We start from the raw sequence: 16,327 nt of genomic DNA, 5'->3' as shown, positions 1-16,327 counted from the left end.
CTGTTTTTTAACAGGTTTATTTCTTTAAAAATGATTTAGTTTTGTTGCAAGTTAAAGCGGTTGTCGCTTCTACTTTCAATAGAGACAGCATTCTACTTGCAATTGTCCTGTTGTTTTAAATATGGATTTGAACTATGAAAACAATTGTATTTACAGATTTAGATGGTACTTTTTTAAACCACGATGATTATTCATTTGCGGCATCTAAAGCTGCTTTGGAACAGATTTTTAAAAATGAAATTCCCTTAGTTTTTACCACAAGTAAAACAAAAATAGAAGTGGAACTACTGCAACAGAAAGTAGGTGTAGCAGAACCTTTTATCGTTGAAAATGGTGCCGCCTTATTTATTCCTAAAAATTATAAGGGTTTTGATTTTTCTTTCTTAGAAGCCTTTGAAGCCTATTATATATTGCAACTTGGAGTTTCTTATAAACAAGTATTGACTTTTTATGAGTACCATAAAAAAGAATTTGGTCTGCTAGGTTTTAGTGATATGACTGTTGAAAAAGTGATGGAACTTACGGGTTTGTCGGAAGAAAATGCAAAAACAGCCCAGCAACGAAATTTTACAGAACCTTTTGTATTGGAAAAAGATTCGGATTTGCAACGACTAGAAAAACTTGCTGAAATGCAGGGTTTGAAAATCACCAAAGGCGGACGCTTTTACCATTTGATTGGTGAAAATCAAGACAAAGGCAGAGCTGTTGAAATGTGTGTCGCAATTTTTGAAGAAATGTATCAAGAAGAAGTGAAATCTATTGGTTTGGGAGATGGGGAAAACGATATTCCTTTATTAAATAGTGTAAACATCCCCATTGCCATTCAAAATCATAAAGGAGAATATGTGAATTTGATGAATGCAAAACTACAGAAGTCGAGTTTTAAAGGAGCTAAAGGTTGGAACGAAATGATTTTAAAAAATGTATAGAACTGAATTAGAAGAAATTTACTTTAAGGCATTAGAAAAAGTAAAAGCAGTGTCTTTGATAAAAGATAATATCGCCATTAATGGAAATACAATTCGCCTTGCAACTACAGATTATATCGTAGAAAATGACGGTCGGTTTTTTGTTTTTGGAGTGGGAAAAGCAGCTTTTGACATGGCGAAAGAATGTGAGGTTATTTTAAAAGATAAAATTTCTGGTGGTGTTGTTGTGTCTACTTCAACAGGAGATTTACAATACATCAAACATTTTACTTCTACACATCCTTTGGTTTCTGAAAAAAGTATAGCGGCGGCCGATTTATTACTGGAAGGCATGTCGCAATTAAAGGAAAATGATGTTTTCGTTTTCTTATTGTCAGGTGGGGCTTCAGCAATGATAGAAAAACCTGTAAGCGGACTGACTTTGGATGATTTTAGAAAAATATCTGCAGCACTTTTGACTTCTGGAATTGATATCAAAGCATTAAATACAGTAAGAAAATCCATTTCAGAAATAAAAGGAGGAAAATTAGCCGATCAGACAAAAGCCAAAGGAGTTGTGTTGGTTTTAAGTGATGTGATTGGTGACGATTTGCAAACCATTGGTTCTGCACCAATGTACAACGGTCAATTTCCACATCATATTATTGGAAACAATGAAATTGCTTTGCTAGAAGCTGAAAAATATATTAGTCCTAAGGTTGAAAAAACGGAAATAGTGACCACTACTTTGGAAATGGATTCAGTAACTGCTGCCGATTTTATAAGTAGCACAATTAAAAAGTATGACGCCAAATACAATAGTTTTTGTTTGCTGTTTGGCGGAGAAACAACCACGGTAGTAAAGGGTAACGGTTATGGAGGACGAAATCAAGAATTGGCACTCCGATTGCTTTTGTCAGATTGTATAACTGAAAACATAGCCATTTTAAGCGCTGGAAGTGATGGGATAGATGGAAGGTCTGAAGCAACAGGTGCTTTTGTAGATGCGGCAATCTATAAAGAAATAAAAAATAAGGAACTAGATCCACAGGCTTATTTAAAAAAGAGTGATAGCAATACTTTTTTTAAACAAATAGGCTATGATTTTGTAACAGGTATTTCTGGTACAAACGTGATGGATTTCATAATAATTTTAAAAAAATAAACTAAAATGTCAGATTTTTTTCAGAATGGCGTCATTACGACCCTACAAAAATTAGGAGGTAGAACCATTGAAAACATAGAAGCCGAATTAGAGAAATTGAGTAAGAGAAGGGGGATGGTGTTGTTATTACCTGCACTGTATTCCGAGTTTGAAACGCCGTCGATGCATAAAATTATTGACGAATTAAAACATGTAAAATATCTTTACAAAATTATTTTAGGCTTGGATCAAGCCACAGAGGAGCAATTTATCAAAGTAAAAAAAATGATGTCTGTTTTGCCTTGTAAGGTAGATGTTTTATGGAATGATGGGCCTAGAATAAAAGAATTGTATGCCGATTTAACTGCGGAAGGTTTTCCTGGATTGGACACCCCTGGAAAAGGTAGAAATGTTTGGACCATGTTGGGCTGTGCCTTGGCTGATAAAGACGCCTATGCGTTTGCTTTACACGATTGTGATATTGTAAATTACACCCGCGAAGTGCCTGCCAGATTGTTTTATCCTATTGTGCATCCTGGGTTGGATTTTGAATTTAACAAGGGTTTTTATTCAAGAGTTACCAATAAATTACACGGTAGAGCTACCCGATTGTTGTACACTCCTTTGATAAAATCTTTAACGAAGGTGTATGGAAAAAATAAGTATTTGGATTATATGGATAGCTTCCGATATTCTTTATCTGGTGAATTTTCATTTATAAGATCCTTAGCTCGTGGTATCGCTATTTCACCAACTTGGGGCTTGGAAGTTTCTACTTTGAGTGAGGTGTATAAAAACACCTCAAACAGAAGAATTTGTCAAACCGAAATCATGGAAAGTTATGAACACAAGCATCAAGAGCTTGGCGATCAGGGTGGACAAAATGGAATTTATAAAATGTCTAATGATATTGCGAAAACCCTATTTAGAGTGCTCTCACAAGAAGGTGTCGTTTTTTCAAAAGGCTCTTTTAAAACTTTGTTAGCAACCTATTTCCAAGAGTCTAGATTTGAAATTTCAAAATACAATGCCTTAAGCAAATTAAATGCTTTGGATTATGTAAGAGAAAAAGAAATAAAAGCTGTTGAGGCTTTTCAAGATGCCATCAAAGAAGCTTCAGAAGAATTTTATGAAGATCCAATGGGAACTCCTTCTTTATCTTCATGGATTACCGTAAGGTCTGTAATGCCTCAATTTTCAGAAAAATTTGTAGAATACGTTCGAAAAGACAATGCCTAATTATGATACATATTTCCGACAAAGAACACACAATAAATAAAAGACTTCACAAACTATACGCACCTGAAATTGCGGATAGAGCTGTGGATAGCATCATCGATTTGATTTTTAAATACAAATCGAGAATTCAATCAAAGGACTATCAATTAAGTGAAAAAGATGTCATTTTGATAACTTATGGAGACCAGGTAAATAAAGACTATGAACCTTCATTACAAACCTTAAAAGACTTTATGGATAAGCATTTAAAGGGAATTGTAAACTCTGTACATATTTTGCCATTTTACCCGTATTCTTCTGATGATGGATTTTCTGTGGTGAATTATGGGGCGGTCGATCCTAAAATGGGGTCGTGGAAAGAAATTGAAGAAATTAGTGGCGAATACCGATTGATGGTGGATGGCGTGATCAACCATATTTCTCAGTTTTCCGATTGGTTCAAAGCTTTTTTAGAAGGCGATCCGTATTTTCAAGATTTTTTTACAGAAGTAGATCCTTCCCTAGATTTAAGTAAGGTAGTACGACCACGAGCTTTGCCTTTGCTGAGTGAGTTTGTGGATAGCAATGGGAAAATTAGACATGTATGGACAACCTTTAGCAAAGATCAAGTCGATTTAAATTATAAAAGTCATAGAGTTTTAAGAAATGTATTGGATGCTCTTTTTTATTATGTAGAAAAAGGTGCAACTCTAATTCGATTGGATGCGATTGCTTTTATTTGGAAAGAAATTGGAACGGAATGTGTGCATCTAGAACAAACGCATGAGTTGATTCAGTTGATGCGAGAAGTGCTGCATGAAGTGGCGCCAGAAGTTATTATTATTACAGAAACCAATGTGCCACATCATGAAAATGTTTCCTATTTTGGAAGTGGTGATGACGAAGCGCAAATGGTGTATAATTTTGCCTTGCCTCCATTATTGGTGCATTCTATTTTAAATCAGAATACAGAAACTTTAACCAAATGGGCAAAAACCTTAGCGCTTCCAAGTGATAAAGTGTGTTTCTTTAATTTTACTGCCAGTCATGATGGTATTGGCTTACGACCTGTAAAAGGAATTTTAACAGATGAAGAAGTTCAATTTATTGGCGATTCGGTAAAAGAACATGGTGGATTGGTTTCTTATAAAACCGATGCCGATGGAAGCAAAAGTCCGTACGAATTGAACTGTAGTTATATGGATGCGCTAACACATCCTAAAGAAAATGATGAGCTTCGTTACAAAAGAATGTTTTTAGCACAAGCTTCTGTATTGGCTATGCCAGGTGTTCCAGGAATTTATTTCCATTCTTTGGTGGGTTCTAGAAATTACCACGATGGGGTAAAGCATTCTGGTGTGAATAGAACAATTAATAGAGAGAAATACCATATTGATTGGTTAGAAAAAGAACTGGAAAGGGAAGGGACTTTAGCAAAAAAAATGTTGGATAGCTATAAGCGATTGATTTCTATTCGTATCAATGAAGCCGCTTTTAATCCTTTTGGTTCCTTTGAGTTTTTAGATCTAGGTACTGCAATTTTTGCTGTAGATCAACGTTGCATCAACGGCAAAGAAAGAGTTTTAGCCCTACATAATTTTTCTGATGAAGAAGTAGCATGTGTTTTGCCAGAATCAATTTCATTTCCTTTAACGGATATTTTAGCCGTAGGTGCTGTTGAAAAAATAAGTAGTGCCAATATTGTTTTACAGCCTTTTCAAATGCTTTGGTTGAAAGGAGAGAAATAAGTAGCATTGAAAATGTAAATGAAAAGAACTGTTTGTCGTTAAACTAAGAATTGAAATAAGGTTTTTGTTGCCGATTTTTATGATTACTCTAATTTAGGAGGTTTGCGTAAACCTTTTTTTGAAGACAGTCGTTTTTTGTTTTCAGTTTTTCGCTTTAAAGAGGCTAGGGTAGGTTTTGTTTTTCGTCTTATTTTTGGACGAATCAAGTTTGTTTTTAATAAACTAATCAAGCGATCTGTAACCAATTCTTTATTTCTATGTTGAGATCTGGTTTCTTCGCAGCTTAGACTAAGGGTTTGTTCTTTGTTAATTTTATTCTTTAGTTTTAACAGAATCCTCTCTTTTTCTCTTTCATTAAGAGCTTCTGTTTCGTTGATGTTAAAAAAAACTTCGATCCTAGAAGATACTTTATTTACATGCTGCCCTCCAGCTCCAGAGCTTCTACTAGCTTTAAAGTTTAATTCACTTATTAATGTTTCTATATTCATCAGTAAACAGAATTAGGAGCTTGTTCTTGTTTGTAGGTTTTCAAATCAGATTTTTTTGAAAAGACTTTTAGCTCACGGGTTTTTTGTTAAAAATAAAGTAAAAGAGAATTGTCACAAAGCAAAAACAAAGAAACATTTTGAAAGGTGCAGTGTTTATGGTTTGTAGTAGCATTTTTTAGCCAAGGATTTTTATTTCATCTATTTCTTTTGAAAAGAAAAAGCACCTAAGTTTTCATTGAAATTTTAGGCTGTTCTAGCTAACAATTGTTAAGATTTATCTAACAAATGAAGCTTGATTATAATATCTAGTAATTTTATCTTAATTTGCTACGATATATGTGTTTTCACGAGCGATGACACCTAGAAAATTTAAAAAAACAACGTCTTGAAAATTTACCCAATTGAAACCGGAAATCTGAAATTAGATGGAGGTGCTATGTTTGGGGTTGTTCCAAAAAGTATTTGGCAACGCACCAACCCTGCCGATTCAAATAATATGATTGATTTGACCATGCGATGTATGCTCATTGAAGATGGCAAACGATTAATTTTAATAGATACCGGAATCGGTAATAAGCAAGCAGAAAAGTTTTTCGGGTATTTTTATTTATCGGGGACTTCAACTTTAGATACTTCATTGGCGGCTTTAGGTTTTCATAGAGATGATATTACCGATGTTTTTTTAACACATTTGCATTTTGATCATTGTGGAGGGGCTATTCAATGGAATAAAACCAAAACGGGTTTTGAACCTGCTTTTAAAAACGCAAAATATTGGTCTAATAAAAGTCATTGGGATTGGGCAACGAAACCAAATCCAAGAGAAAAAGCTTCTTTTTTAAGTGAAAATATCCTACCAATTCAAGAAAGCGGTCAGTTGGAATTTATCGATTTTAAAGGCGAAAACTTTTTGTCAGATTCAGAACTCGGTTTTTCAATTTTAACAGTGGATGGGCATACGGAAAAACAAATGTTGCCACAACTAACCTACCAAGATAAAACCCTAGTTTTTGCAGCAGATTTGTTACCAACAGTAGGGCATATTCCTTTGCCTTATGTAATGAGTTATGATACACGACCCTTACTTACCATGGATGAAAAAGCTGCTTTTTTAAACAAAGCCGCAGACGAAAATTATTACTTGTTTTTAGAACACGATTTTTCAAATGAACTGTGCACCGTAGAAAGAACAGATCGAGGGATTAAGTTGCAAAACACTTATGACTTCAAAAATATATTTAAATAAAGATTAAACAGAGAGAGATATGAGAATTTCAAAAACTTTTTACATTTCAAGCCTTGTCATGGCTTCTTTAGTAAGTTGTAAGTCTATTCACAGAATAGCCGTTCCTGCAGCTGTTAGTAATGCCATTGAGTTGCCGTCAAAAAAAGCAGCTTTAACCGAAGGTCAACGACAGACTTGGGGACATGCAGATATTAGTAATGATACGATTCCGGGAATGAGTATTGCCAAAGCCTACGAGTTTTTGAAAGGAAAAAAATCGACAGAAATTATTGTCGCTGTCAATGATTCTGGAGTAGATTTAGGACATGAAGATTTAGAAAACGTTTTGTGGACAAATCCGAAGGAGATTCCTGGAAATGGAATTGACGATGATAAAAACAAGTATGTGGATGACATTCATGGATGGAATTTTTTAGGGGAGATTTATGATGAGAATTTAGAAATTACTAGAATCATTAAAGAAAAATCTAAAAAGTTTGACGGTAAAACTGCAGCGGATATTTCTAAAAAAGACAAAAAAGAATACGACGAATACATCAAGCTAAAAGAAATTTTTGATAAGAAACTAGGAGAAGCATCGGAATCTAAAAACCAATTTAATTTCTATTACAGTTTGTACAATGGGGCACACCAAGCCATGGTAAAGCAAACTGGAAAAGAAACCTATAATTTGGAAGATGTAGAAGCTATTGTTACTTCAGATGAAGGTTTGATCAAGCAAAAGGAAATGACCATTCGTTTGTTAAAAGGTGGTACCAGTTATGCCGAACAAATGAAACAAGTTCAAGGTGGAATTGATTATTACACCTCGCAAGTAAATGCACATTACAATTTAGATTTTAATCCTAGAAAAGAATTAAATAATGATGAAAATAATTTAAAAACCAAAGTATATGGTGATGGAAATCCGATGATCAGACAGGCGGATGAAATTCATGGAACCCATGTGGCAGGAATTATTTTAGCAGAAAATGGCAACGGGAAAGGTGTTGATGGTGTGGCTACCAATGTAAAATTAATGTCTGTACGCTGTGTGCCTAATGGTGATGAATACGATAAGGATGTGGCTCTTGGATTTAAATATGCTGTAGATAACGGTGCAAAAGTAATCAATACCAGTTTTGGAAAAGCCTATTCTCCACATGCAGATTGGGTACATGATGCGATTAAATATGCTGAAAAGCACGATGTATTAATTGTAAATGCAGCAGGAAATGATGCCGCAAATATTGATATAGAAGCTTCGTTTCCAAATGACGCGCCGGATCTTTCAAAAGAAATTTCAGACAATATGATTACAATTGGTGCTATGGGCTCTAGTTATGATAAAAATATGTTGGCTACCTTTTCTAACTATGGAAAAAAGAATGTAGATATTTTTGCTCCTGGTGTAAAAATATATGCTCCAGTACCTAATGGTGCCTATAAGTATTTAAGTGGTACGTCTATGGCTTCGCCTTCTACGGCAGGTGTTGCTGCCATGATTCGTTCTTACTATCCTGAATTATCAGCCAAACAAGTAAAATATATTTTGATGAATTCTGGTGTAGAAATTAATTTCAAATTGATCAAACCAGGAACAAAAGACGAAATGGTAAATTTGTCTGATTTATGTGTTTCAGGAAGAATTGTAAATGCTTACAATGCCGTTAAAATGGCAGAAGCAATGGTTTCAAAAAAATAAAAAATGATGATCAAGTATTGCTTTCTAGCTGTTTTCATGTTTTCATTGGGCATGCACGCACAAAATAATTCTTATTGGCAGCAGCATGTTTCTTATGAGATGGATATTGATATGGATGTCAAATCGCACCAATTTATTGGAAAGCAAAAATTGACCTATACCAACAATTCTCCAGATAGGCTAACAAAAGTTTTTTACCATTTGTATTTCAATGCCTTTCAGCCAAACAGCGAAATGGATATTCGATTGCAAACCATCAAAGATCCTGATTCTAGAATGACCAACAACGTGGGGACTAAGGAAAAGCCTATTACTCAAAGTCGGATTTCTATTTTAAAGCCAGATGAAATAGGTTTTATGAAAGTCAATTCTTTAGAAAAAGACGGAGTGTCATTGGAATATAAAGTCCAAGGAACTGTTTTAGAAGTGGAATTAGACAAACCTATAAAAGCCGGTGAAACAGTTGTTTTTACGATGGACTTTTTAGGACAAGTACCTTTGCAAATTAGACGTTCGGGAAGAGATAGCAAAGAAGGTGTTGCTTATTCTATGGCGCAATGGTATCCTAAAATGGCGGAATATGATTTTGAAGGTTGGCATGCAGATGCGTATATCGCTAGAGAATTTCATGGTGTTTGGGGTGATTTTGATGTGAAATTACACATCGATAAAAAATACACCGTTGGTGCTTCTGGCTATTTACAAAATGCCAATGAAGTCGGTCATGGCTATGAAGATGAAGGTGTAAAAGTGAAAAAGTCAAAAAGTAAAAAACTGACTTGGCATTTCAAAGCGCCAAATGTTCACGATTTTACTTGGGCCGCAGATCCTAAATTTAAACACGATATTTTAGAAACGACTTCAGGTACAAAACTTCATTTTATTTATAAAAAGAATATGAAGAAGAAATACTTGAAAAATTGGAAAGAATTGCAACCAAAAACGGCAGCCTTACTTTCCTATTATAACGAGCATATTGGAGCATATCCGTACAAGCAATATTCGGTTATTCAAGGAGGAGATGGTGGTATGGAGTACGCTATGAGTACTTTAATAACTGGAGAACGTGAGTTCGGGAGTTTGGTGGGTGTTGTAGCACATGAAATGGCACACTCGTGGTTTCAGTTTGTATTGGCTACCAATGAGCAAAAATATCCATGGATGGATGAAGGTTTTACAACCTATATTTCCAATATAGCAGAAGACCTAGTTTTGGAAGGGAAAGCTGAAAATCCAAATGAAGGTTCTTATTCGAGCTATTATAATTTGGTAAACTATAAAATTCAAGAACCTTTAACAACGCATGCCGATTGCTTTAAGTTTAATTATGCCTATGGGGTTTCTAGCTATAGCAAAGGCGCCCTGTTTTTAAGTCAGTTAGAATATATTATAGGAAAAGAAAATGTAGCTGAAAGTTTGAAAAAGTATTATGCCGATTTTAAATTCAAACATCCTGTTCCAAATGATATCAAAAGAAGTGCTGAAAAAATTTCTGGTATTTCTTTAGAATGGTATTTGAACCATTGGACACAAACAACAAATACAATTGATTACAGTGTAAGTGTAACAAATGGCAATGAAGTTTTACTAGAAAGACTAGGAAGAATGCCTATGCCTATCGATTTAAAAGTTAGCTATGCAGATGGTTCTGTGGAAGAGTTTTACATTCCATTAGTGGCCATGAGAGGAGAGAAGGCTACTTCGGCTAAATTATTGCCAGATTGGTCGTGGGTACTGCCTAATTATTCTTTTGTTACGACCAAAGATGTTGTAAAAGCAGAAATTGATGTTTCTAAAAGAATGGCTGATATTGATGAAAAAAACAATGTTTGGCCTGCTATAAAGGAAGAGAAATAAAACACTATTTATAAGTTTTTAAAAAAGCTGTCCATTTGGGCAGCTTTTTTTGTGTCTAGCATTTGTATAGTCGTTTTTAAGTCTTTGAAAAATCATATGTAGCGGCAATAAAATCATTCGTTTAAGATTCTCATAAATAATTGAAATATCTTTGGTAAACAGTTTTTGATAAAACGACTAGGTCTGTTTTCTAAGTTTGAAAAATCTAACTAAACGCACTATAGTTTTGTACTGGATAATTTTTTTTAAAAAAAATAAGCCTTTCGGAAACGTTTCCGAAATTTTGATAAAAGGTTTGTTTTCATAAATACATAAAAATGACATCGTATGAAATATATAGTATCCTTAGCAATTACAATTGCACTATTCACTTCTTGTAGCAAGTCGCCACAGAAAACCAAACGTGTAGAAAATTATAAAATTGAATTCGGAAAAGTTTCACCCAAATCTGTTTTTTCCAATGATACGATGAGTATTTGGGGAGGTTCTCTAGTAAAAGGAGAAGACAATCTTTACCATATGTTTTACTCACGTTGGCCAAAAGCACCGGGTTGGGTTTGGGTAACACATTCTGAAATAGCACATGCCGTTTCTAATTTTACTTCCTTTTTTAAGATGCATCTAATGAAAATTGGGTGCATTTTTACATCATAATAAATGTTCTTATAATGTCAGGTCGAGTGGAATCGAAATTATTGATTTCGAGATTTATAAGCTCTCGACTCTTCTAGAGGAGACATTCTAATATTTTGTATGGCTCGTATTTCTTGTAATGTACTTATACAGCCTAGTAAAACCATTTATGCTAGAAACAAAATCATTTGTTTAAAGCGGCGCCTTAAGCAAGTGGTATTTTTGTTAGGAAGTGATATTAAATTTTAAATCAGTAAAAAAAAACTATGGGTTTGCTAAAAAATACAGTTGCAGTCATTTTATTTTCATGGAGTAGTTTTTGTTATGCACAAAGCGACAAGCGTCCGAATATTATTTTTTTATTATCGGATGATCAAACCAGTATTGCGACGGGCTGTTACGGAAATACACAGGTGGTCACCCCAAATATGGACAACCTTGCTAGTGAAGGTGTTCAGTTTATGAACCACTACAATACAACCGCTATTTGCATGTCAAGTCGTGCCACTATCATGACAGGTATGTATGAGTACAAAACAGGATGTAATTTTATGCACGGTCCTTTGAAGCCAGAAAAATTCGAGAATTCATATCCATTAATTTTAAGAAGAGCGGGGTATTATACTGGTTTTGCTGGGAAATTTGGTTTTGCAGTTTCTGATGGTGATGATTGGAATGAAAGCACGAATGATGCCTTGCCAACAACTGCTTTTGATCAATGGGGCGGAGGTCCGGGACAAACAAATTACCAAACAGCAAAAAATCCGTGTATTGCTTCTTATGCTAAAAAATACCCACACAGTACAAGGGCTTATGGAGCATGGGCGCACGATTTTATAAAATCTGCAAAGCAATCAGGTAAGCCTTTTTGCATGTCTATTAGTTATAAGGCACCACATTTGCCATTTACACCCGATAGGTATTTCGACTATGTGTATAAAAATAAAAAATACAAGAAGCCCGCTAATTATGGAGCTGAAAATGCAACACATTTAGCGCCACAAGCAAAAACGGGTCGACAATACAATGCCTACGATTTTTGGAGAGATTCCGAAGAAAATTACCAAGAGGCAATTCAAAAATACAATCAGTTAATTCATGGAGTGGATTATTCTTTAGGAATGATTCGTAAATCTTTAGAAGAATTGGGGGTTGATGAGAATACCATCATCATTTTTACAAGTGACAATGGTTACAGTTGCGGAGCGCATAGTTTTGGAGGAAAAGTATTGCCTTATGAAGAAGCTTCTAAATCTCCCTTAATTATTTACGATCCAAGAACGGCTGAAAATAAAGGAGTACAAAGAGACGTTGTAACAGGAAATATAGATATGGCGCCTACGATTTTAAGTTACGCAGGCATAAAAATTCCTAAAAACATGGATGGTGAAGCCTTACAAACCTTAATAGTCAAACCTAAAAAGTTTGGGAGAGAAGCCGTAACGCTGACCAATATGTGGGGTAATGATGAAATTCAAGAAATGGCAGTTGTTACAAAAGATTGGAAATATATTTATTGGCAATATGCCGATCACCGTATGGAGCCTACAGAAGAATTATTTCACTTAGGAAAAGATCGATTGGAAATGGCAAATTTGGCTTCAAACCCAGCGTATAAAAAGCAATTGAAAAAAATGCGTTCGCTGTACGATAAAAAACTGAAGCATTTGGCAAAGCACGTGGTTAAAGAGCATGATTATCCGAAGTATAAAATTCTCTTTGATAGAAAAGCTAATGCAGCTGAAAAGAAACCTTATTTAACAGGAGATTACCAATCGGTATTAAAACAACAAGAAAAAGCAAGAGCTAAAAAAAATAAAATCAAGCACTAATGAAAAACCAATTTAAAATAATAGCATTCCTATTGCTAGTGTCGTTTGTGTTTTTGTCAAAAACAAAAGCCCAATCCAAACCAAATGTTCTTTGGATTGTAACGGATGACCAACGTATGGATTCGAATAGCTATTACAATGAAATTGTATCAGGTAAAAAAGAGAGCCCCTTAGGATATGTGGAATCTCCAAACTTAGATGCTTTGGCAAAAGAAGGAACCGTTTTTACAAATTTTTATTGCAATTCACCGGCTTGTGCGCCTTCTAGGGGAAGTATGATTACGGGTAAATATCCACACCATTCTGGAATTTACGGTTTTGAAAAAACACACAATCAAACCGATTTTTTTAACAAAACCATGCCGCAAGTAATGGCAGAGCAAGGATATCAAACGGCTATGTTTGGTAAAAAAGGCTACTATATTTTTAATTGGGAGCCAAAAGCCATTCGTGGAGAAACGAATTTTTATGAGCAATATGTAAATTCAACCGAGTTAAGGGGGAATAAAAACACAACCGACTGGGACAATAGTACGGAGTGGGGAAAAGTAAACGGCAAATACACGAAGTTGGATTCAAGAGTAAATTTTTACTATCCTAATGGTGTACATAAATCTTTTTCTAGAGTGAAAGAATTGACTGCCGAAGAGAAAAAAACAAAAGCTGAGGTTGAGGAAGAGTTGGATATTTTATATGCGTACACACGTAGCAATCCCGATTTAATTATTGGAGGGGTAAATTCCATGCCCGCAGATAAAACCTTGGATGGAAATATTACCCGAGAGTTTTTAGCTTATTTAAACAATACGAATAAAAATTATTTTTCCCCCGTAGGGAAACAAATGAAAGGAGTTGTAACAAGCAAACCTTTTTTTACCAGTTTAAGTTATCATTTTCCACACACACCTGTCATGCCTCCAAAGGAATTTAGAGATCGTTTTGCAGGAAAAATATATGCCATTCCTGAATTTGATAAAAAGGAACTGAAAAAATTACCGGCACAATTAAAGAAATTGTACGATAAAATGAAAACGGATGCCATGACCTATGAAGAAAAGCAACAAGCCATTCGTGATTATTATGCTTTTTGCGCTTTTGGAGATTCTCAAATAGGAAAAGCCATACAAGCATTCAAAGATTATTCAAAGAAAAACAAGCAAGAATATCTAATTCTATATGTATGCGGTGATCATGGTTGGCAATTAGGAGAACAAGGTATTGAAGCTAAATTTTCACCTTGGGAATTGTCAAATCATACCACGGCAATTGTGGTTTCTTCAGAAGAAAAGAAATTCAAAGCTGGAAAAGTATTTACGGGTTTTGCTGAATATGTAGATATTATGCCAACAGTACTTGCGGCTGGTGGTGCAGATTTGTCTAAGCAAGAATTTGAATATTTAGATGGTTACGATTTAGCCGAAGTGTTGACAGATAAAAAATTAACTAGAGATTATGTACTAGGGGAATTCAATCATGTGGTTGGACCAAGAGCATTTTTACGAACAAAAGATTTTTCCTTTTCTATGCGAAATAGAAAAAGCAACGCCAAAGCAAGTAACAAACAACGACCTAATATTGATGTGAAATGGGGCTTAGATGCTCCACGAGCTCATGTAGAAATGGCACTTTATGATTTGCGTGTAGATCCCATGGAAAGAAACAATGTGGCGAACGATACGGAATACAAGGAATTGGCAGATTGGTTCCGAAAAAAGTTAGGAAATATTACACTAGGTGATGGTCGTATTGAAAGTAACTGGGTGAAAAAGAACGATTACAATCGCTCAGATTTTGCCAAAGGTGCCGATGATAAAAAAATAGAGATTCCTAAAAAGATACTACCAAAAATCTAAAAAAACACATTTATGCTACAAACAAAATCATTTGTTAAATAGAAATATAGCTGTTACACGTAGTTTTGTTACTTGTTGAAACGAATTCAACAGAGAGCAATTATAAATAGGAAATTACTAAAAATAAAAATATGCAATTAAGCAACCTGAAAAGATGTGTGTTCGCTATGACCCTTGTCGGTACGGTTTTTACGTACAGTGTTGAAGCGCAAAAGAAGTTCAAAGAAAATTGGAAATCTTTGGAGAAAGTAAATGAAGAACCACAATGGTTTCAAGATGCTAAATTTGGAATTTATGCACATTGGGGACCCGTTTCTAACGCTTTTGTAGGAGCAGATCCAAAAACACATTATGCAGGTTGGCATGGTATGAAAATGTATACAGATGGTAAGGTAGTGCCTACAAAAAATGCCAAACCTACAACCAATTTTGTGCATCATACCAAAAAATATGGAGATCCTAAAGAAAAAGGGTATATCGAAATAATTGAAGAATTTAAACCGACAGGTTTTGATGCCAAAGAATGGGCAAGATTGTTCAAATTATCAGGGGCTAAGTTTGCAGGTCCTGTAGCCATGCACCATGATAATTTTGCTATGTGGGATGCCAAATCTACACGTTGGAATTCTATGAATTATGGAGGTATTGATCCTTCAGCTGCTTTGAAAAAAGAAATTGAAGCAACAGGATTGAAGTTTATGGCTTCGTTTCACCATGCATTTACTTGGCAATATTTTGCGCCTGCACACGCACATGGAAACATCAACCCAAAAGATTACGACTTATATACAAGTCCGCATGCTTTAGACTCTGAAACTCCAGACAAGCGTTTTTACAAAGAATGGTGGGCAAAACTGAAAGAATATATTGATGTATACCAACCTGATTTAATTTGGTTTGACTGGTGGTTAGAAAATATGACGGAAGAAAGTCGTCAAAAGTTTTTGGCTTACTACTACAACAAAGGTCAGCAATGGGGTAAAGATGTAGCTGTGGCGTATAAAGAATCTACATTTCCAGAAGCCACTGCCATTAAAGACTACGAAAGAGGTAGACCAAACCAACCGAAACAAGAAGTTTGGTTGACAGATACTTCTCCGGGACAATGGTTTTTCCGTCCAGGAGCAAAATACAAAACACCAAATGAGTTGGTTGATATTCTTGTTGATATTGTGGCTAAAAATGGATGTATGTTGTTAAATGTACCTCCAAATCCAGATGGATCTATTCCTAAAGAAATGGCTTATTTATTAGAAGAAATGGGTGCTTGGTTAGAAGTAAACGGAGAATCTATTTACGGAACACGTCCTTGGAAAGTTTTTGGAGAAGGACCAACACGTTTGCCAGAAGGTGGTCATAAAATTGAAAAATTAAAAATTGTCTACAAAAATAACGACATCCGTTATGTAAAAAAGGGAGAGAAAATTTTGTATGCCACAGTAATGGATGCACCAAAAGTGGTGACGGTATTAAAATCGTTAAGTACAGATATTGGTGCCTTAAATTCTAAAATTGAAAAAATAGAATTGTTAGGAAGTGATGAAGCAGTAGAATGGGTAAGAGATGAAAGAGGAGTGGTGATCAAATCGCCAACAAGTTTACCTTCTAAATACGCACATGCTTACAAAATTACTTTGGAAGGCTATAAAGAAAATGCCATTGGTGGTGCTGTTGAATCGCATGTAGATTAATTAAAATACAGCCAAAATTGAGATA

12 protein-coding genes are annotated in these 16,327 nt (G+C 34.9%); 11 read left to right on the top strand and 1 reads right to left on the bottom strand.

Going from position 1 to position 16,327, the window contains the following annotated elements; translation table 11 throughout:
• Nucleotides 1–134 precede the first annotated feature (134 nt).
• Genes FGM02_RS03750 through FGM02_RS03735 form a run of 4 tightly spaced genes read left to right on the top strand, consistent with a single transcriptional unit; the run spans nt 135 to nt 5,018 of the window.
• Entirely contained in the window at nt 135–929 is a 795-nt protein-coding gene (locus tag FGM02_RS03750) for an HAD-IIB family hydrolase (protein WP_139956977.1), read from the top strand.
• Nucleotides 922–2,073, top strand: a complete 1,152-nt coding sequence (locus FGM02_RS03745; RefSeq protein WP_139956976.1) for a glycerate kinase type-2 family protein — start codon at nt 922–924, stop codon at nt 2,071–2,073. The genes FGM02_RS03750 and FGM02_RS03745 overlap by 8 nt, the downstream gene beginning before the upstream one ends.
• Nucleotides 2,074–2,079: 6 nt before the next feature.
• Nucleotides 2,080–3,291, top strand: a complete 1,212-nt coding sequence (locus FGM02_RS03740) for a glycosyltransferase family protein (RefSeq protein WP_139956975.1) — start codon at nt 2,080–2,082, stop codon at nt 3,289–3,291.
• 2 nt (nt 3,292–3,293) lie between these two features.
• Nucleotides 3,294–5,018, top strand: coding sequence for a sugar phosphorylase (locus FGM02_RS03735; RefSeq protein ID WP_139956974.1), 1,725 nt, complete (start codon nt 3,294–3,296; stop codon nt 5,016–5,018).
• 83 nt (nt 5,019–5,101) lie between these two features.
• Here the strand turns inward: FGM02_RS03735 and arfB are convergent, their stop codons facing one another.
• Complete coding sequence (gene arfB / locus FGM02_RS03730) at nt 5,102–5,506, bottom strand: alternative ribosome rescue aminoacyl-tRNA hydrolase ArfB (RefSeq protein ID WP_139956973.1); 405 nt, start codon at nt 5,504–5,506, stop codon at nt 5,102–5,104.
• Nucleotides 5,507–5,891: 385 nt separating this feature from the next.
• Here arfB and FGM02_RS03725 point away from each other — a divergent pair, with 385 nt between their 5' ends.
• From FGM02_RS03725 to FGM02_RS03695, 7 genes are all read left to right on the top strand, one after another.
• On the top strand, nt 5,892–6,752 hold the full coding sequence (locus FGM02_RS03725; RefSeq protein ID WP_139956972.1) for an MBL fold metallo-hydrolase: 861 nt from the start codon (nt 5,892–5,894) through the stop codon (nt 6,750–6,752).
• Nucleotides 6,753–6,771: 19 nt separating this feature from the next.
• The gene (locus FGM02_RS03720; RefSeq protein WP_139956971.1) at nt 6,772–8,436 is read left to right on the top strand and encodes a S8 family peptidase; all 1,665 of its coding nucleotides are present in this window, start codon (nt 6,772–6,774) and stop codon (nt 8,434–8,436) included.
• A gap of 3 nt (nt 8,437–8,439) precedes the next feature.
• A complete protein-coding gene (locus FGM02_RS03715) occupies nt 8,440–10,293 on the top strand; it encodes a M1 family metallopeptidase (RefSeq protein WP_394344432.1) in 1,854 nt (617 codons plus the stop codon).
• A 327-nt stretch (nt 10,294–10,620) separates the two neighbouring features.
• Entirely contained in the window at nt 10,621–10,947 is a 327-nt protein-coding gene (locus tag FGM02_RS18170) for a hypothetical protein (protein WP_208021470.1), read from the top strand.
• Nucleotides 10,948–11,192: 245 nt separating this feature from the next.
• On the top strand, nt 11,193–12,758 hold the full coding sequence (locus tag FGM02_RS03705; protein WP_139956970.1) for a sulfatase family protein: 1,566 nt from the start codon (nt 11,193–11,195) through the stop codon (nt 12,756–12,758).
• On the top strand, nt 12,758–14,611 hold the full coding sequence (locus tag FGM02_RS03700; RefSeq protein WP_139956969.1) for a sulfatase-like hydrolase/transferase: 1,854 nt from the start codon (nt 12,758–12,760) through the stop codon (nt 14,609–14,611). Before FGM02_RS03705 ends, FGM02_RS03700 begins: the two co-directional genes overlap by 1 nt.
• A 131-nt stretch (nt 14,612–14,742) precedes the next feature.
• The gene (locus tag FGM02_RS03695) at nt 14,743–16,302 is read left to right on the top strand and encodes an alpha-L-fucosidase (RefSeq protein WP_139956968.1); all 1,560 of its coding nucleotides are present in this window, start codon (nt 14,743–14,745) and stop codon (nt 16,300–16,302) included.
• Nucleotides 16,303–16,327: the final 25 nt, after the last annotated feature.

This window comes from Flavicella sediminum, assembly GCF_006381105.1.
Classification (GTDB): Bacteria; Bacteroidota; Bacteroidia; order Flavobacteriales; family Flavobacteriaceae; genus Flavicella; species Flavicella sediminum.
Note: the sequence above shows the minus strand (reverse complement) of the source record. Positions and strands in the feature narration are given on the sequence as shown.